Source organism: Nonomuraea sp. CA-218870 (assembly GCF_050936535.1).
GTDB lineage: Bacteria > Actinomycetota > Actinomycetes > Streptosporangiales > Streptosporangiaceae > Nonomuraea > Nonomuraea corallina.
Window position 1 is genome coordinate 1,631,873 of record NZ_JBNJMN010000001.1, and the last position, 15,590, is coordinate 1,647,462.

A 15,590-nucleotide genomic window follows, 5' to 3' on the forward strand; every position below is an offset into this window, starting at 1 on the left:
GAAAGGTCCGGAAGGTCACCGGGCGAGGAGCGGCGCGGCGTCCTCTGCGAAGATCGCGCACAGCACGGCGCGCTGCGTGGGCAGGGCGGCCGCGTGGCGGGCGCGGCCCTCGTCGGTGATGCGCACGAACACGCCCCGCCGGTCGGAGTCGCAGGCCCGGCGCGTGACCAGCGCGGCCCTCTCCAGGCGGGCCACCACCCGCGACAGCGCGCTCTGGCTCAGGTGGACCTCCTCGCAGAGCTCCTGGATGCGCAGCTTCCTGTCGTGGTGGACGATCCGGTCGAGGACCTCGAACTCGCTGGGCCCCAGCCCGTGCTTGGCACCCAGCTCGCGCTCCAGCGCGCACATGGCCCTGGCGTGCCTGGCCAGGACGTAGTGCCAGGTGTCGACCGCGAACTGATCGTCCATGCGCGGAGGTTACCACGCCGTAAAGATCTCTGTAAGACGCCGCCGCGCGGGCGCCGGACCTGTCGCGCCGGGCCGCTCCGCCTCCCCTCCTGATGCCGATCGGGTCACCGGCGCATCGCCGGCGCGGTCACCGGGCATCCAGGTCACATGACCCCGTTCGTACGGGCCGCCGTCGCCTTTCTCGCGTGCGGCGCGGCCCTGATCTCCTGCGGCACGGCGCCCCCCGGCGCGACCTCGGCGGGCAGCACAACGTCCTCCGCCCCCGGGTCGCCCGCCACCGGGACACCCACCGCCGCACCCGCCCCGAGCCCCACCGGCACCGCCCCCGTCCAGGTCGAACGCGACGGCATCGAGCCGGCGACGGTCACCGGGGTGCGGGTCGGCCGGCATCCCGCGTACGACCGGGTGGTCGTCGACCTCGACGGCGACGTCCCCGGCTACACCGTGCGGTGGGTCCGCGAGCTGGAACAGGACGGGTCCGGCCGGCCCATCGACCTGAACGGCGGCCACGCCCTGCACCTGCGGCTCACCCCCGCCGACGCCCACGACGAGGACGGCGTGCCCACCTGGACCGGCACCGCCGTGCCCCCGTCGGGGACCGTCACCGCCATCGCCAAGACCGGCGACTTCGAGGGCGTCGTCGGCATCGCCCTGCTGACCGGCGCGGTCAAGGGCTTCGAGGTCCGTGAGCTCAGCGACCCGCCCCGCCTGGTGGTCGACGTGGCACACTGATCGTGTGGTGAGAAAGATCGAAGGACCTTCGCGCGTCCCGGTGCCGGGCGGCAAGCTCATCGACGAGCACGTGGGCCGGGTCAACAGCGGCGACGAGGCGGTCTCCATCGCCCACATGGTCGCCCCGCCCGGCTGGGAGGAGCCCGCCCAGACCCCGGAGTTCGCCGAGTACACCCTCGTGCTGCGCGGCGCCGTCCTGGTCGAGCACGCGGGCGGCACCACCGAGGTGCTCGCCGGCCAGACCCTCGTCACCGAGCCGGGCGAGAGGATCCGCTACCGCACCGGCGACGAGGGCGCCGAGTACATCGCGGTGTGCCTGCCCGCCTTCAGCCCCGATTCCGCCCGTCGCGACGAGTGACGCGGCCCTGGTGGCTCGTATCATGGGCGGATGAGTCCCACGATTGACGAGATCCGGCGCGCGCCCAAGGTTCTGCTGCACGACCATCTCGACGGTGGTCTTCGCGCCGAGACCATCGTGGACCTGGCCCGCGACTCCGGCTACGACCGGCTGCCCACCACCGACCCCGGCAACCTGCGCCAGTGGTTCGAGGAGGCGGCCGACTCCGGTTCGCTGGAGCGCTACCTCGAGACCTTCCAGCACACCGTCGGCGTCATGCAGACCCGCGAGTCGCTCGCCCGCGTCGCCGCCGAGTGCGCCGAGGACCTCGCCGCCGACGGCGTCGTCTACGCCGAGGTGCGCTTCGCCCCCGAGCAGCACACCGCCGACGGGCTCACCCTCGACCAGGTGGTGCAGGCCGTGCTGGAGGGCTTCCGCCAGGGCTCCGAAGGGCGCGGCATCCGCGTCGGCACGCTGCTCACCGCCATGCGCCATCAGGCCCGCTCGATGGAGATCGCCGAGCTGGCCGTGCGCTACCGCGACGTCGGCGTCGTCGGCTTCGACATCGCCGGCGCCGAGGCCGGCTACCCTCCCACCCGCCACCTCGACGCGTTCGAGTATCTCCAGCGGGAGAACGCCCACTTCACCATCCACGCCGGCGAGGGGTTCGGCCTGCCGTCCATCTGGCAGGCCATCCAGTGGTGCGGCGCCGACCGGCTCGGCCACGGCGTGCGCATCATCGACGACATCTCCGTCGCCGACGACGGCTCCGCCAAGCTCGGCCGGCTGGCCGCGTACGTGCGCGACAAGCGCATCCCGCTGGAGATGTGCCCCACCTCCAACCTCCAGACCGGCGCCGCCGCGTCGATCGCCGAGCATCCGATCGGGCTGCTGCGCCGCCTCTACTTCCGGGTCACGGTCAACACCGACAACCGGCTGATGAGCTCCACCAGCGTGTCGCAGGAGTTCGCCCAGCTGGTCGAGGCGTTCGGCTACGGCTGGGACGACCTGCAGTGGTTCACGGTCAACGCGATGAAGTCGGCCTTCCTGCCGTTCGACGAACGTCTCGCGCTGATCAACGGCGTGATCAAGCCCGGATTCGCCCAGCTCAAGTGGCAGCCGTGAAACAGGTCTTCCGTTCCAAGACCGCCTACGTCTTCGGCTGGGTCTGGGTCGTGTTCGCCGCCGCCAATGTGGTCGACCTGATCGTCCGCTACAGCGGGAAGCCGTCCCTGGTGGCGCTGGCCGTGCTGGGCGCGCTCACCGCCGTCGTGTACGTCGTCGCCCTGCGCCCGGCCACCGTCCTCACCGAGCCCGGACTGCTGGGCCGCACGCCGTTGCGGTCCACGTTCGTGCCCTGGGCCTCGGTCGACGACGTGACCGTCTCCCACTCGATCAACGTCACCCACTCCGGCGGGCGGTTGCTGCGCCTGTGGACCCCGATGACCTCGGCCAGGGAGCGCGCCAAGGCCCAGCGCCGCGGCGCCGCCCCCGTACGGCGCGGCCGCTACCAGACCGAGCCCACGCTGACCAAGGGCGAGCAGGCGGCGGCGGAGGTCTTCGCGGGCAGGACCCACGCCGACTGGGTGGCCGACCAGATCACCGGCCGCGCCGAGCAGGCCAGGTTCCGCAAGGAGGAGCCGGGGCCGGCGCGGACGAACTGGGCCTACGACTCCGTCGCGGCCGCCGTGGTGGCGCTGGCCCTGATCGTCGCCGCCGTCGTGGCCGGCTAGCGTCCGGCCTGCCCGGCCTGGTGGGCCAGGATGCGCAGCGCGTCGGCGGAGCCCGGGTCGTTCGGCGTGTAGATCTCCAGCCGATGGTCGGGGCTGTCGGGCTGGAGCCACACCTGGTAGTCGACGCTCACGGCGCCGACGGTCGGGTGGCGCAGGAGCATCGTGCCCACCGTGCAGTCGGAGACGTCGCCCGTCGCCCACAGCGCCGCGAAGGCGTCGCTGCGCATCGTGAGCTCGCCGACGAGCCCGGCCAGCCGGGCGTCCATGGGGTAGCGGCCCGCGGTGAGCCGCAGGTAGGCGACGTGGACGCGGGCGAGCTCCGGCCAGTTGCGGTGCAGGTCGCGGGTGAGCGGGTCGAGGAAGAACATCCGCGGCACCGACGGCCGCCGGGCGGGGTCCGCCGGCGCGTCGAAGGCGGCGTGCCCGGCCATGAGCGCGTGGCCGGCGCGGTTCCACGCGAGCACGTCGCCGCGCCGGCCGAGCACGAGGGCGGGCACGGCCGCGCCGAGACTCTCCAGGAGTGCGAGGACCCTCGGGTGCGGCGTCTCGGGGCCCGGGTCGGCCGGGCGCGCCACGGGGCGCTGCCGGGCCAGGTTGTGCAGGTGGACGGTCTCGACCGGGTCGAGCTTGAGCGCCCGCGCGAGCGCGTCGAGAACCTGCTCCGAGGCCGTCTCGGCCTGGCCCTGTTCGAGCCGCGTGTAGTAGCCGGCGCTCACCCCTGCGAGCCGGGCGAGCTCCTCGCGCCGCAGGCCCGGCACGCGGCGGAAGGAGCCGTAGGTGCGCAGGCCGAGCTCCGCCGGGGTCACCCGGTCACGGCGGCTCTTCAGGAACGTGCCGAGGCTGTCCACGATCCGAGCCTAGAAGAGCGGCCCGGCCGGTGGGTGCACCTGTCGTGGGTACCCACGACAGGGGAGTGGCCCCGGCGGGCGCGGGTGCCGCACCGTCGAGGCCATGACTCGACAGCGATCTCACGGCCTGCGGGCCTGGCTCGGCCTCCTGGTGATCCTCTGCCCGGTGCTCCTGGTCTCGATGGACGGGTCGATCCTGTTCCTGGCGATGCCCCGGATCAGCGCCGCCCTCTCGCCGACGGCCGACCAGGCGCTCTGGCTCCTGGACGTCTACGGATTCGCCGTCGGGTCCCTGCTGATCGCGTTCGGCAACCTCGGAGACCGGTACGGCCGGCTGCGGCTGCTGATGATCGGCGCCGCGGTCTTCGGCGCCGGTTCCGCCGGCGCGGCGTTCGCGCCGAACGTGGAGCTGCTCATCGCCTTCCGCGCCCTCATGGGGGTGGCGGGGGCCACGCTGCTGCCGTCGGCGCTGGCGGTGCTGAGCGAGCTGTTCCCCGACCCGCGACGGCGGGCGCGCGCCATCGGGATCTTCGCGGCCACGTTCGCCGCCGGGTTCGCGATCGGGCCGGTCGTCGGCGGCGTCCTGCTGGAACGGTTCTGGTGGGGTTCGGTCTTCCTGATCAACCTGCCCGTCATCGCCCTGTTCCTGCTGCTCGGGCCCGTCCTGCTGCGTGAGGCGCGCGCCACCCGGCCCGGCCGGGTCGACGCGCTCAGCGTGCTGAGCTCGGCCGGGGGGCTGCTCCTGGCCAGTTACGGGATCAAGCACGCCGCCGCGGACGGACTGTCGGCGGTCCCGGTGGCGGCGGTCGTCGCCGGGGCGTGTCTGCTGGTGTGGTTCGCCCGCCGCCAGCGGGAGCTGGAACACCCGTTGATCGACTTCTCCCTGTTCCGCGACCGCGTCTTCGCGCTGGCGATCCTCACCGGGCTGCTGCCCCTGGCGGCTTGGTCGGCGGCGGCCTATCTCGCCGGGATGTACCTGCAGTCCGTCCTGGACGTGCCGGTCCTGCGGGCGGCGCTTCTCGCGCTCCCGGGGGCGGCGGTCCTGACGGTCGTGTGCGTCGTCACGCCGGCCGTGATCGACCGCGTCGGCAAGAGGACGGCGCTCGCCGCCTGCCACCTGTGCGTCGCCGCCGGACTCCTCCTGCTGCTCCTGACCGGCGTCTCGGGCGGGATCGGCTGGTACGTCGCCTCGACGGTGGTCGCGGGCGTCGGCTACGGCATCTCGTTCAGCGTCGTCGCCGACACGGCCGTGGCCGCCGTGCCCGTGGAGCGGGCGGGGTCGGCGAGCGCGATCGCCGAGACCTCCAACGAGCTCGGCAACGCTCTCGGCATCGCGCTGCTGGGCTCGCTCGCCGCCCTGGTGTTCCGGCTCCAGGGGCCGGATCTCGCCCCGACCCTCGACGAGACCCGCCGGCTCGCCGAGGTGGCCCCGGCGGCCGTCGCCGAGGCGAAGGCGGCTTTCGTCACCGGCCTGCACGTCGCCGCGGCGGTCGCCGCCGCGCTGCACGCCGTGCTCGGCGTTCTGGTCCTGCGCCTCCTCGCCCGGCCGTCCGCACCGGGGGACGGATCGGCGCGCGCCGGTCGCCGGCGTGCCAGGGTGGAGGGATGACGACCGCGGCCCAGCTTCGCAAGACCGCCCTCTCTCACCCCCAGGCGGCCGAAGGCGGCGGCCCGGTGTTCACCGTGGGCGGCGAGGAGTTCGCCGCCCTGGACCCGGACGCCCACGTGCGGCTGCGGCTGCCCGCCGCCGACGCTGAGGACCTGGTCTCCCAGCACGCGACGGCCGCGCGGTCGGGCGACTGGGTGCGGCTGCCGATCGCCGACATCAACGGCCAGGCGCTCGACCACTGGGTGCGGCGGGCCTGGCTCTCGTGCGCCCCGCCGGAGCTCGCCGCCCTGGCGTCGGCGGCGGAGAGGGCCGACGGGGCCGGCGACCTGCCGAAGGCGATCGGGCGCCCCGCGACCCGGGCGCTGGTGGGCGCCGGCATCACCACGCTCGACCAGGTCGCCCGCCTCTCGGACGCGGAGCTCGGCGCGCTGCACGGGGTCGGGCCGAAGGCGGTGAGGATCCTGAGGGAGGCGCTTGACGCCCGCTGACCTCACCCGCCCGGGGTCCGCCAGGCGTCGAGGTGGGCGTCGATGAACGCGCCCAGCGACGTGGGCTCGCGTCCGGTGATCAGCTTCACGGTGGGGGAGAGCTCGGCGAAGCCGCCCTCCCGGACGCGGCGGTAGAGGTCGTCGAGGATGCCCGCCGTCCAGGGGTCCAGGCCGTCGGCGGCCTCCTGCGGTACGGGGTCCTCGGCGCGGATCTCGTGACCGAGGCGCGCGGAGAGCTCCTTGGCCACGGCCTCGACCGTGAGCGCCTCGGGGCCGGTGATCGTGTACGCCCGGCCGCGGTGGTCGTCCGGCGCGCGGAGCGCGGCCACGGCGACCTCGGCGATGCCGCGCGCGTCGACCCACGCCAGCGGCGCGCCGCCCGAGGACAGGCTCAGGACGCGGTCGTCCCGTACGGCGGCCAGGTGGAACCGGGGGTCGGTCAGGATCTGGTGGAACCAGGACGGGCGGAGCAGGGTCCAGGAGGCGGCCCGGGTGACGACCGCGTCCTCGACCCGGCGCGTCCAGTGGTCCGGCGCGAGGGTCTCGGCTCCCTGCTCGGACAGCAGGACGACGTGCGCGTCCGGGTTGGCCTCGACCACGCCGGCCACGAGGTCCGGGGCGGCGGGAAGGTCCGGGCGCATGAGGTAGACCGCGTCCACGCCCGCGGCCGCCTCGCGCCAGGTCGCCGGGTCGTCCCAGTCGAAGCGGACCTGATCGGTGCCGGCGGGCCGGGACGATCCGGCGCGGACGGGGAGTCCGGCGCGGCGCAGCCGGGTGACCACCTCGCGTCCCGTCTTGCCGCGAGCACCGGTCACCAGGATCGTGTGGGTCATGTCGTGGGCGCCCTTCGTAGATGCTTGAGTGAATCAAGCATTACCTTGGCACACATACTTGAGTACATCAAGTTCTTGGTAGAGTGATGCCATGGCCGTATCCTCGGGACCCGTCACCGCGTCGACCGACGCCGAACGCGCCATGTTCGACTTCGTCGACGCCTACGACCGCGCCTTCGAGACCGCCGCCCTGGAGCACGGCCTGAGCGTGGCCCAGGCCTGCGTGCTCGGACGGCTCACCCGGCGGATCGGGATGCGCGAGCTGGCCGACGAGATCGGCTGCGACGCCTCCAACGTCACCCAGATCATCCGCAGGCTGGAGGCGCGCGACCTGGTCCGCCGCCAGCCGCACCCCGACGACCGCCGCTCCCGCCACATCGTCAGGACCGCCGACGGGACCGCCCTGTACGCCGCCTTCGAGGAGTCCTTCGCGTTCGCCCGGTCCGCCATCGCCAACCTGGACGCCCGCGAACAGGACCAGCTGGCCACCCTCCTCCGCAAGGCCCTCAACGGCGGCCAGGCCCACTCCAGCCGATGACGCGCCTCAGCGGTCGCGGTTGACGAAGCGGTCCATGCCGGCCTGGGCGATTCCCGAGTCCTCCACTTCCTTGGCGGCCTCCGTCTCCACGGCGAAGGCGGCCTCCACCTCCTCCAGTGACGGGCGCAGGAGGCGCAGGTGGACGCCGGTGGCCGTGCCCGGCAGGGTCCAGCGGTGGACGAGGCCGATCGCCATGTCCAGGAGGGCGTCCGGGGTCACGATCTCGTCCAGGATGCCGAGCCGCTGCGCCTCCTCGGCGCCGATCCGGGCCGAGTCCAGCACGAGCCGCAGCGCCCGGCCGCCGATGAGGCGGCGCAGCAGGAGGCTGGAGGCGTTGGAGATCGACAGGCCGATGTGGTTCTCGGGCAGGAAGTACTCGGCGGCGGGGGTGCCGAGGCGGGCGTCGAAGCAGAGGGTCCACTCGGCGGCGCCGCCGACGCACAGGCCGTTGACGGCGGCCACCACGGGCACCCGGGTCTGCAGGACGGCCCTGGTCAGGTCATGGAAGAGCGCGACCTCGTCCAGCAGGGACCGGCCGACCGCCTCGTTGATGTCCTCGCCCGCCGAGAACGCCCGCCCGGTGCCCGTCACCACGATGCCTCTGACCGGGCCGTCGCCGTGGTCGCGGACGGCCTGCGCGAGGTCCCTGCGCATGCCGGCGGTGAGCGCGTTGAGCTTCTCCGGACGGTTCAGGGTGATGACGGCCACCTCGTCGCGGACCGTGATGTCGATCATGACCTCTCCTCTGCGAAGGCGAACGCCCCGGCCCGCTGGTCGGGCCGGAGCAGGTGACGCTTCTCGATACGGGCGGACGGGGTGAGCCGGAAACCGTCCACGAACTCCACGTACGCCGGGACCTTGAAGCGGGCCAGACGCTCGGCGGCGTGCGCGACCAGGCTCGCGGCCGTCTCCCTGTCGGCCGCATGGCCCGGCCTGAGCTGGACGAACGCCTTCGGCAGCTCGCCCCACAGCTCGTCGGGCACCGGGACGACGGCGGAGTTGAGCACGGCCGGGTGCTCGCCGAGGACGCGCTCGACCTCGGCGCAGGAGATGTTCTCGCCGCCCCTGCGCACCATGTCCTTCAGCCGCCCGCGGTGGTGGATGTAGCCGTGCTCGTCCTGGAAGCCCAGGTCGCCGGTGTGGTACCAGCCGCCGCGAAAAGCCGCGGCGGTGGCTTCCGGGTGGTTCCAGTAGCCCTTCATCATCGGCGTGCCGCGGACCAGGATCTCGCCAGTCTCCTCGTCGACCCTGACCTCCTTGCCCGCCGGGGGCCGGCCCATGGCGCCGGTGCCGACGGTGTCCACGGCCTCCGGGCCGGCGAGCAGGTCGGGGCCGCTCTCGGTCGACCCGTACAGCTCCCGCCACGGCGCGCCCCAGCGCTCCTCGAACGCGCGGTGCAGGTTCGGCGCGATGCCGGAGCACAGCACCAGCCGCATGCGGTTGTCCCGGTCGAGGTCGTGCGGCGGCTGCTTGTACAGGAGCAGCGGCATCGTGCCGAGCACGTACGTGAGCGTCGCGCCGTGCTCGCGGACGGCGGGCCAGAAGCCGGAGGCGGAGAAGCGGGGGAGCACCACGTGCGGGATGCCGCCCATCAGGCACATGAGGGTGGTCCACTGCGGATCCATGTACGAGTGCGCCTGCGCGATGATCATGACATCGTCGTCGCGGAGTCGCACGCTGTCGGCGACGATGCGCGCGCAGCGGATCCAGTAGTCGTGGGTGAGCAGGCAGGCCTTGGGGAAGCCGGTCGTGCCCGAGGTGTACTGAAAATTCGCAATATCATCCGCGTCAGGCAAGATGTCGGGCGGCGACGCGGGCCCGGACAGCGCGTCCAGCGTGTAGACGCGGCCGGGCAGGTGCGGGACGTGCTCCGGCGTCGTCAGCGTGGCCACCGCGCCCGAGTCGCGCAGCACGTGCTCCAGGTCGGCGGCCCGGTACCGGACGTTGACCGGCACCGTGATCGCCCCGGCCTTGAGCACGGCCAGCCAGCTCAGCGGCCAGCCGGCGACGTTCTCCATCATGATCGCCACCCGGTCGCCGGGCCGGACGCCCTCGGCGGCGAGCGCCCCGGCCAGCCGGTCGGACTCGGCGTCCGCCCCGGCGAAGCTCAGCGACGCCTCGGGGAAGCGCAGGAACTCGCGTCCGCCGTACCGCTGCGCGGCGTGGCGGACCAACTCGGGAATCGTTCGGTACGGGTCAGTCACGAGGCGGCTCCCAGGGCAGGTCGGGCAGCAGGGAGAGGTCGGCGATCGGCAGCGGGCGGGCCGGTGCCCGGACGGCCGCCAGCCCGATGGCCACGAACTCCGCGCACACCTGCTCCAGCGTCGAGTCGCCGTCCGGGCGGTACCACTCGCTGGTGCCGGTGCACATGGTCATGAGGGCGAGCCGGGTCAGCTTCTGGTCGGCGACGTGGAAGACGCCCTCCCTTACCCCGTCGGCCACCGCCTGCCGCCAGCGGTCCTCGTACGCGTCGCGCAGCGCGATGACCTCGGCGAGGGCTGCGGAGCCGGGGGTGAGCGCGCGCAGCTCGCCGTCCATGACCCGGGTGGTCAGCGGGTTCAGCGCGTGGGTGGCGGTGAGCGAGCTGATCAGCAGGGCCAGCCGCTCGGCGGCGCCGGCCACGCCGTCGACCACGGTCGCGGTGGCCTCGACGAGACCCCGGTGCCCCGAGATGAGCAGGTCGGCGAGGAGGGCTTCCTTGCTGGGGACGTGGTGGTAGATGCCGGCGTTCGTCATGCCGACGGTACGGGCGAGATCGCGGATGGTCGTGGCCGCGTACCCCTGACGGGCGAAGAGCAGCACCGCCGCGGTCCTGATGCGCAGACCGGCGTCGGCGTCGCGGTCGGTGAGGTACGTGGCGAGGGGAGTCATCGGCCTACCGAACGTTCGGTTACTCGGATATGTCGCACGATAAACCACAAAAGGGGCATCGCCTAGAGGGAAGGTTCGGTGAGACCAACGGACACTTCGGTCTCACGTGGCGAACCAGTGAGACCATCCCGGACGTTTGGTCTCACGGGTGAGACCAAACGTCCGTGACGGGTCAGCGCCAGGCTTCGAGGAGCTCGCCCGGGGTGACGTGGCGGATCCCGTCGACGGCGCATCCGGCCCGGGAGACGGCGTAGAGGGGGGTGCCGGCGTCGGCGCCGGGCATCTTCGACCGGTGCGTCCTCGGGCAGTGCGCGGGCCAGGAGAACGAGGGCGTCATGCCAGGACCGCGGCTCGCGCTCCTGGAAGGGGCGTCCGGTCCTGCTGGCGCGGCACTTGTCCAGCGCACGTCCCAGGACCACCAATTGTGGACCGTCCACAAATGGTGGTCTCAGCGGTGGAGTCAGAGTCCCAGGGCGGCGCTCAGGTCGGTTTTCAGGGCGGCCAGGTCTTCGGCCGCGCGGGCGCGGGCCGGGGCGACGTCGTCCGCCACCGGGACCACGACCTCCAGGTAGCACTTGAGCTTCGGCTCGGTGCCCGAGGGCCGGACCACCACCCGGGCGTCGCCCGACAGCGTGAAGCGCAGGCCGTCCGTCGGCGGCAGCCCGCCGTCACCGCGGCTCAGGTCGTCGATCCGCACCACCTCGTGGCCGCCGAGCCGGTCCGGCGGGGTGGCGCGCAGGCGGGTCATGGCGTCCTTGATGAGGGACAGGTCGGCGACCCGGAAGGACAGCTGGGTCGTGGCGTGCAGGCCGTAGCGCCGGGCCTGGTCGTCGAGGAGGTCCAGCAGCGTGCGGCCGTCGCGCTTGGCGCCGGCGGCGATGGCCGTCACCGTCAGGGCGGCGCCGATGCCGTCCTTGTCGCGGACCGGCAGCTCCGGGGAGCCGCCGCGGGTGGTGCCGACGCTGTAGCCGATGGCCTCCTCGTAGCCGAAGACCAGGCCGGGGCCGGCCTTGATGATCCACTTGAAGCCGGTCAGGGTCTCGCCGTAGCCGACGCCGTGGGCGCGGGCGATCTTGCCGAGCAGGGTCGAGGAGACGATCGTGGTGGCCACCATGCGCTCGCCCGACGTGTGCGTGATGACGTGCTCCGCCAGCAGGCCGCCCACCTCGTCGCCGGTGAGCATGCGGCAGCCGCCGCCCGGCAGCGGGACGCCCACCGCGCACCGGTCTGCGTCGGGGTCGTTGGCCAGCACCAGGTCGGCGCCCGCCGTCGCGGCCAGGGCGACGGCCAGGTCCATCGCGCCCGGCTCCTCCGGGTTGGGGAAGGCCACGGTCGGGAAGTCGGGGTCGGGGTCGCGCTGCTCCGCCACCGGCAGCGGCGGCTCGAAGCCGGCCGCCGCGAAGGCCCGCGCGAGCGTGTCCGCGCCCACGCCGTGCAGCGGCGTGTAGGCCACCCGCAGGTCGCGGGCCTCGCCCAGCGGCAGCGTGGTGACCGCGTCGAGGTAGGCGGCCACGACGGAGTCGTCCAGGAGCGTGCCGGGGCCGCCGAGCGGCAGGTCGCCGACCGGGCCCACCGCGTCGATCGCGGCCGAGATCTCGGCGTCGATCGGCGGCGTGATCTGGGAGCCGTCGCCCCAGTAGACCTTGTAGCCGTTGTCGCGGGGCGGGTTGTGGCTGGCGGTGACCGTCACGCCCGCGTCGGCCCCCAGGTGGCGGACGGCGAAGGCGAGCACCGGCGTCGGCAGCGGGCCCGGCAGCACCGAGGCGCGCAGCCCGGCGCCCTCCAGCACCGCCGCCGTGTCGCGGGCGAACACGTCGGACTTGTGGCGGGCGTCGTAACCGATGACGACGTGCCTGCCGGGGCCGAGCACCCGGGCCAGCCCGGCGGCGGCGCGCATGACGGTGACCCGGTTCATCCGGTTGGGCCCGGCGCCCAGCTCACCCCGGAGCCCGGCGGTGCCGAACTCCAGCTTGGCCCCGAACCGGTCGAGCAGCCCTTCGGCGTCGCCGCGTTCCAGCAGGCCGGCCAGCTCGGCGCGGGTGTCGGGGTCGGGGTCCTGCGCCAGCCACGCCCGCGCCCGGTCCTGCACGCTGGTCACAGCCGGTCGACCGCCTTCGCGAGCAGCACGCCCATGCGGGCGGCGGTGGCGCGGCCGACCTGGAGGACCTCCTCGTGGTCGAGCGGGTCGCCCGCCAGCCCGGCGGCCGGGTTGGTGACCAGAGAGACGCCGAGCACGTCCAGCCCCGCCTCGCGGGCGGCGATGGCCTCCAGGACGGTGGACATGCCGATCAGGTCGCCGCCGAGCGTGCGCAGCATCCGGATCTCGGCGGGCGTCTCGTAGGTCGGGCCGCGGAAGGCGACGTAGACGCCCTCGGTGAGGCTGGGGTCGATCTCCCGTACGAGGTCGCGCAGGCGCTTGGAGTAGACCTCGGTCAGGTCGAGGAAGGTGGTGCCGGTGATCGGGTTGGCGCCGGTCAGGTTGATGTGGTCGCTGATCAGCACCGGGTCGCCGACCTGCTGGGTCTCGGGCCGCAGCCCGCCGGCCGCGTTGGTGAGCACGACCGTGCGGACCCCGGCCGCCGCGGCGGTGCGCACGCCGTGGACCACCGCGTCGACGCCGCGCCCCTCGTACAGGTGGCTGCGTCCGAGGAAGATCAGCGCATGGCGGCCCGCGTCGGTGCGGACGGCGCGGATGCGGCCGCCGTGGCCGGCGACGGCGGGGGCGGCGAAGCCCGGCAGGTCGGTGAACGGGACCTCCGCCACCACCTGCCCGATCGCGTCGGCGGCCGGAACCCAGCCGGACCCCATCACGAGGGCCACGTCGAAGGTGTCGAGACCGGCGGCGGCCTTCAGCGCGGCGGCCGCCTCTCGGGCGAGGACATAGGGGTCATTACTCACCTCAGTAGTTTAGGAGCAGGCGGTCGAGCACCCGCACCCCGAACTGGAGCGCCTCGACCGGCACCCGCTCGTCCACGCCGTGGAACATCGCCGCGAAGTCGAGGTCGGCCGGCAGCCGCAGCGGCACGAACCCGAACCCGCGCACGTTCAGGTCGGCGAAGAACGTCTTGTTGTCGGTGCCGCCCGACATGCAGTACGGGATCGCCCGCGCGGCCGGGTCCTCGGCCTTCAGCGCCGCGATCATCGACTCGACCAGGGCGCCGTCGAACGTCGTCTCCAGCGCGATGTCGTGGTGGACGAACTCGCGGCGCACCTTCGGCCCCATCAGCGAGTCGATCGTGGCGAAGAACTCGTCCTCGTAGCCCGGCAGGTACCGGCCGTCGACGACGGCGGAGGCCTGGCCGGGGATGACGTTCGCCTTGTAGCCGGCGTCGAGCTGGGTCGGGTTGGCGGTGTGGCGCAGGGTGGCGCCGACGAACCGGACCAGCGGGCCGAGCCGGTCGAGCAGCGGCCCGGGGTCGGCCTCGTCGAACTCCAGCCCGTACGCGTCGGCCATCTCGGTGAGGAAGCGGCGCACCGTCGGGGTGTAGGTGAGCGGCCAGTCGTGGGCGCCGATCCGGGCCACCGCCTTGGCGACCTCGGTGACGGCGTTGTCGGGGTGCAGCATGGAGCCGTGGCCGGCGGTGCCGTCGGCCATCAGTCTCATCCAGGACAGCCCCTTCTGGGCCGTCTCGATGAGGTAGAGCCGCAGCGACGGGTCGATCTCCAGCGAGTAGCCGCCGACCTCGCTGATCGCCTCGGTCACGCCCTCGAACAGGCCGGGGTGGTGCTTGGTGAGGTACTTGGCGCCGAGGTTGCCGCCCGCCTCCTCGTCGGCCAGCCAGGCGAAGACCAGGTCGCGGCGCGGCCGGCGGCCGTCGCGGGTGAGCTGGCGGAGCACGGCCAGCATCATCGCGTCCATGTCCTTCATGTCGACCGCGCCGCGGCCCCAGACGTAGCCGTCGCGGACCTCGCCCGCGAACGGGTCCACCGACCAGTCGGCGGCGTTGGCCGGGACCACGTCCAGGTGGCCGTGGACGAGCAGGGCGGGCAGCGACGGGTCGGAGCCCTCGACCCGGGTGATCACGTTGCCCCGGCCGGGCGCGCTCTCCAGGTAGGTGGCCTCGATGCCGACCTCGGCCAGCCGGGCCATGACGACCTCGGCGGCGGCCCGCTCCCCGGGGCCGCTGTCGTCGCCGTAGTTGCTGCTGTCGACCTTGATCAGCTCCACGCACAGGTCGGCGACTTCGTTCTCGGCAGGCGTCATGATCTGTTCTCCATGGTGAGCAGGCCGGACTTGCGCAGGTGTCCCCGCTTGTAGGCCCGGGTGATGAGTGTGACATCGAGGTCGGTGACCTCGTCGAGCGGGCCGACGACGTCCGACAGGAACCCGTGCAGCGCGGACTCGTGGGCCACCGCCACCTGGACGACGAGCCGGTGGGTGCCGGTCGTGGCGGCGCAGTAGCGCACGTGCGGATGGGCGGCGAGCGTCCGGCCGGTCCGGTCCAGGCCGTTCGGCCGGACCTTGAGCCAGAGCTGGGCCTCCACCGCCAGGCCGAGCAGCGCCGGCTCCGCCTCGGCGCGGAGCAGCAGCAGGCGGCGCTCCAGCAGGGAGACGATCCGCCTGCGCGCGGTCGGCTGCGACAGCCCGAGCCGTTCGGCGACGGCCGCGACCGGGATCCGGCCGTCGGTTACCAGCAGGCGGGCGATCTTCTTCTCCAGAGGTGAAAGCCCGTCCACATCGGGCAGGGGAGCCGCCGGCGTCGCCCGGCGCAGCCTGGCGACCTCCTCGTCGGTGAGAAGCGGCGCGTGCCAGTCGGCCACGGTCCTGAACGTGTGGAGGACGACCTGGGTCTGGGTCTGCACCACCCCGTCGATGGCGGAGATCTGCGCGGACACGAGGTCGTGCAGGTGCTCCCGGGACGGCGGGACCAGCTCGCAGCCCAGGTCCAGTGCCCCGGTCAGCGCGAAGACCGCGCGGATGTCGGACCGCTCGGACAGCGCCCGCGCCACGGTCTGCGCGGTGCCGGGCCGGACCTGGACGTGCAGATGGGCGGGGAGGCCGCCGCCGGTGCGCGCGTCGTCGTGGATCGCGGTGACCCGCACCACGCCCTCGGCCATCAGCCGCAGCAGCCTGCGCGCGACCGTCCGCTCGTGCTCGCCGAGCGCCCGGCCGAGCTCACCCCACGACGCCCGGGGGCTGACCTGGAGCGCGGCGACGAGGCGGCGGTCGAGAACGTCCACGCTGAGCCGTTT

General features: G+C 73.4%; 18 protein-coding genes. 7 read left to right on the forward strand and 11 right to left on the reverse strand.

Annotated elements, in window-relative coordinates; translation table 11 throughout:
* Nucleotides 1–15: 15 nt before the first annotated feature.
* The gene (locus ACQEUU_RS08220; RefSeq protein ID WP_270153775.1) at nucleotides 16–408 is read right to left on the reverse strand and encodes a MarR family winged helix-turn-helix transcriptional regulator; all 393 of its coding nucleotides are present in this window, start codon (nucleotides 406–408) and stop codon (nucleotides 16–18) included.
* A 147-nt stretch (nucleotides 409–555) separates the two neighbouring features.
* Between ACQEUU_RS08220 and ACQEUU_RS08225 the strand changes: the two genes are divergently transcribed.
* Genes ACQEUU_RS08225 through ACQEUU_RS08240 form a run of 4 tightly spaced genes read left to right on the forward strand, consistent with a single transcriptional unit; the run spans nucleotide 556 to nucleotide 3,210 of the window.
* A complete protein-coding gene (locus ACQEUU_RS08225; protein ID WP_433062416.1) occupies nucleotides 556–1,140 on the forward strand; it encodes an AMIN-like domain-containing (lipo)protein in 585 nt (194 codons plus the stop codon).
* 4 nt (nucleotides 1,141–1,144) lie between these two features.
* Complete coding sequence (locus tag ACQEUU_RS08230; protein ID WP_433062418.1) at nucleotides 1,145–1,498, forward strand: cupin domain-containing protein; 354 nt, start codon at nucleotides 1,145–1,147, stop codon at nucleotides 1,496–1,498.
* A gap of 30 nt (nucleotides 1,499–1,528) precedes the next feature.
* Nucleotides 1,529–2,602 (forward strand): adenosine deaminase, encoded by a 1,074-nt coding sequence (locus ACQEUU_RS08235; protein WP_270153772.1) that lies wholly within the window; start codon nucleotides 1,529–1,531, stop codon nucleotides 2,600–2,602.
* Nucleotides 2,599–3,210 carry a hypothetical protein gene (locus ACQEUU_RS08240; protein ID WP_433062421.1) on the forward strand — a complete coding sequence of 204 codons (612 nt, stop codon included), beginning with the start codon at nucleotides 2,599–2,601 and terminating at the stop codon, nucleotides 3,208–3,210. Before ACQEUU_RS08235 ends, ACQEUU_RS08240 begins: the two co-directional genes overlap by 4 nt.
* Here the strand turns inward: ACQEUU_RS08240 and ACQEUU_RS08245 are convergent.
* Entirely contained in the window at nucleotides 3,207–4,058 is an 852-nt protein-coding gene (locus ACQEUU_RS08245) for a helix-turn-helix domain-containing protein (protein WP_433062423.1), read from the reverse strand. The genes ACQEUU_RS08240 and ACQEUU_RS08245 overlap by 4 nt on opposite strands.
* A gap of 103 nt (nucleotides 4,059–4,161) precedes the next feature.
* Between ACQEUU_RS08245 and ACQEUU_RS08250 the strand changes: the two genes are divergently transcribed.
* Nucleotides 4,162–5,667 carry an MFS transporter gene (locus tag ACQEUU_RS08250; RefSeq protein WP_433062425.1) on the forward strand — a complete coding sequence of 502 codons (1,506 nt, stop codon included), beginning with the start codon at nucleotides 4,162–4,164 and terminating at the stop codon, nucleotides 5,665–5,667.
* Nucleotides 5,664–6,155 (forward strand): hypothetical protein, encoded by a 492-nt coding sequence (locus tag ACQEUU_RS08255; protein ID WP_433062427.1) that lies wholly within the window; start codon nucleotides 5,664–5,666, stop codon nucleotides 6,153–6,155. The genes ACQEUU_RS08250 and ACQEUU_RS08255 overlap by 4 nt, the downstream gene beginning before the upstream one ends.
* A gap of 2 nt (nucleotides 6,156–6,157) precedes the next feature.
* On the opposite strand, the gene ACQEUU_RS08260 is transcribed toward ACQEUU_RS08255, so the two are convergent.
* The gene (locus tag ACQEUU_RS08260) at nucleotides 6,158–6,988 is read right to left on the reverse strand and encodes an NAD(P)H-binding protein (protein ID WP_433062429.1); all 831 of its coding nucleotides are present in this window, start codon (nucleotides 6,986–6,988) and stop codon (nucleotides 6,158–6,160) included.
* A gap of 91 nt (nucleotides 6,989–7,079) precedes the next feature.
* On the opposite strand from ACQEUU_RS08260, the gene ACQEUU_RS08265 reads away from it, so the two are divergent.
* The gene (locus tag ACQEUU_RS08265) at nucleotides 7,080–7,526 is read left to right on the forward strand and encodes a MarR family winged helix-turn-helix transcriptional regulator (protein WP_433062431.1); all 447 of its coding nucleotides are present in this window, start codon (nucleotides 7,080–7,082) and stop codon (nucleotides 7,524–7,526) included.
* Nucleotides 7,527–7,532: 6 nt separating this feature from the next.
* On the opposite strand, the gene ACQEUU_RS08270 is transcribed toward ACQEUU_RS08265, so the two are convergent.
* From ACQEUU_RS08270 to ACQEUU_RS08305, 8 genes are all read right to left on the reverse strand, one after another.
* Nucleotides 7,533–8,261, reverse strand: coding sequence for an enoyl-CoA hydratase/isomerase family protein (locus ACQEUU_RS08270; protein WP_433062434.1), 729 nt, complete (start codon nucleotides 8,259–8,261; stop codon nucleotides 7,533–7,535).
* Complete coding sequence (locus ACQEUU_RS08275; protein WP_433062437.1) at nucleotides 8,258–9,730, reverse strand: class I adenylate-forming enzyme family protein; 1,473 nt, start codon at nucleotides 9,728–9,730, stop codon at nucleotides 8,258–8,260. Before ACQEUU_RS08275 ends, ACQEUU_RS08270 begins: the two co-directional genes overlap by 4 nt.
* Nucleotides 9,723–10,397 (reverse strand): TetR/AcrR family transcriptional regulator, encoded by a 675-nt coding sequence (locus tag ACQEUU_RS08280; RefSeq protein WP_433062439.1) that lies wholly within the window; start codon nucleotides 10,395–10,397, stop codon nucleotides 9,723–9,725. The genes ACQEUU_RS08275 and ACQEUU_RS08280 overlap by 8 nt, the downstream gene beginning before the upstream one ends.
* Before the next feature lie 172 nt (nucleotides 10,398–10,569).
* Complete coding sequence (locus ACQEUU_RS08285; RefSeq protein WP_433062441.1) at nucleotides 10,570–10,734, reverse strand: hypothetical protein; 165 nt, start codon at nucleotides 10,732–10,734, stop codon at nucleotides 10,570–10,572.
* Between the two features lie 123 nt (nucleotides 10,735–10,857).
* Nucleotides 10,858–12,495: a phospho-sugar mutase gene (locus tag ACQEUU_RS08290; RefSeq protein WP_433062444.1), complete on the reverse strand. Its 1,638-nt coding sequence runs from the start codon at nucleotides 12,493–12,495 to the stop codon at nucleotides 10,858–10,860.
* A complete protein-coding gene (locus ACQEUU_RS08295) occupies nucleotides 12,492–13,295 on the reverse strand; it encodes a purine-nucleoside phosphorylase (RefSeq protein WP_433062446.1) in 804 nt (267 codons plus the stop codon). Before ACQEUU_RS08295 ends, ACQEUU_RS08290 begins: the two co-directional genes overlap by 4 nt.
* A 1-nt stretch (nucleotide 13,296) precedes the next feature.
* Nucleotides 13,297–14,601 (reverse strand): M20/M25/M40 family metallo-hydrolase, encoded by a 1,305-nt coding sequence (locus ACQEUU_RS08300; protein WP_433062449.1) that lies wholly within the window; start codon nucleotides 14,599–14,601, stop codon nucleotides 13,297–13,299.
* A complete protein-coding gene (locus ACQEUU_RS08305) occupies nucleotides 14,598–15,578 on the reverse strand; it encodes an Lrp/AsnC family transcriptional regulator (RefSeq protein ID WP_433062452.1) in 981 nt (326 codons plus the stop codon). Before ACQEUU_RS08305 ends, ACQEUU_RS08300 begins: the two co-directional genes overlap by 4 nt.
* Nucleotides 15,579–15,590: the final 12 nt, after the last annotated feature.

Bases quoted from the DNA above. Each gene is read 5' to 3' on its own strand.
- ACQEUU_RS08225 (WP_433062416.1), top strand. From the start codon at position 556: ATGACCCCGTTCGTACGGGCCGCCGTCGCCTTTCTCGCGTGCGGCGCG.
- ACQEUU_RS08250 (WP_433062425.1), top strand. From the start codon at position 4,162: ATGACTCGACAGCGATCTCACGGCCTGCGGGCCTGGCTCGGCCTCCTG.
- ACQEUU_RS08260 (WP_433062429.1), bottom strand. From the start codon at position 6,988: ATGACCCACACGATCCTGGTGACCGGTGCTCGCGGCAAGACGGGACGC.
- ACQEUU_RS08285 (WP_433062441.1), bottom strand. From the start codon at position 10,734: ATGACGCCCTCGTTCTCCTGGCCCGCGCACTGCCCGAGGACGCACCGG.
- ACQEUU_RS08280 (WP_433062439.1), bottom strand. From the start codon at position 10,397: ATGACTCCCCTCGCCACGTACCTCACCGACCGCGACGCCGACGCCGGT.
- ACQEUU_RS08255 (WP_433062427.1), top strand. From the start codon at position 5,664: ATGACGACCGCGGCCCAGCTTCGCAAGACCGCCCTCTCTCACCCCCAG.
- ACQEUU_RS08265 (WP_433062431.1), top strand. From the start codon at position 7,080: ATGGCCGTATCCTCGGGACCCGTCACCGCGTCGACCGACGCCGAACGC.
- ACQEUU_RS08300 (WP_433062449.1), bottom strand. From the start codon at position 14,601: ATGACGCCTGCCGAGAACGAAGTCGCCGACCTGTGCGTGGAGCTGATC.
- ACQEUU_RS08235 (WP_270153772.1), top strand. From the start codon at position 1,529: ATGAGTCCCACGATTGACGAGATCCGGCGCGCGCCCAAGGTTCTGCTG.
- ACQEUU_RS08270 (WP_433062434.1), bottom strand. From the start codon at position 8,261: ATGATCGACATCACGGTCCGCGACGAGGTGGCCGTCATCACCCTGAAC.
- ACQEUU_RS08220 (WP_270153775.1), bottom strand. From the start codon at position 408: ATGGACGATCAGTTCGCGGTCGACACCTGGCACTACGTCCTGGCCAGG.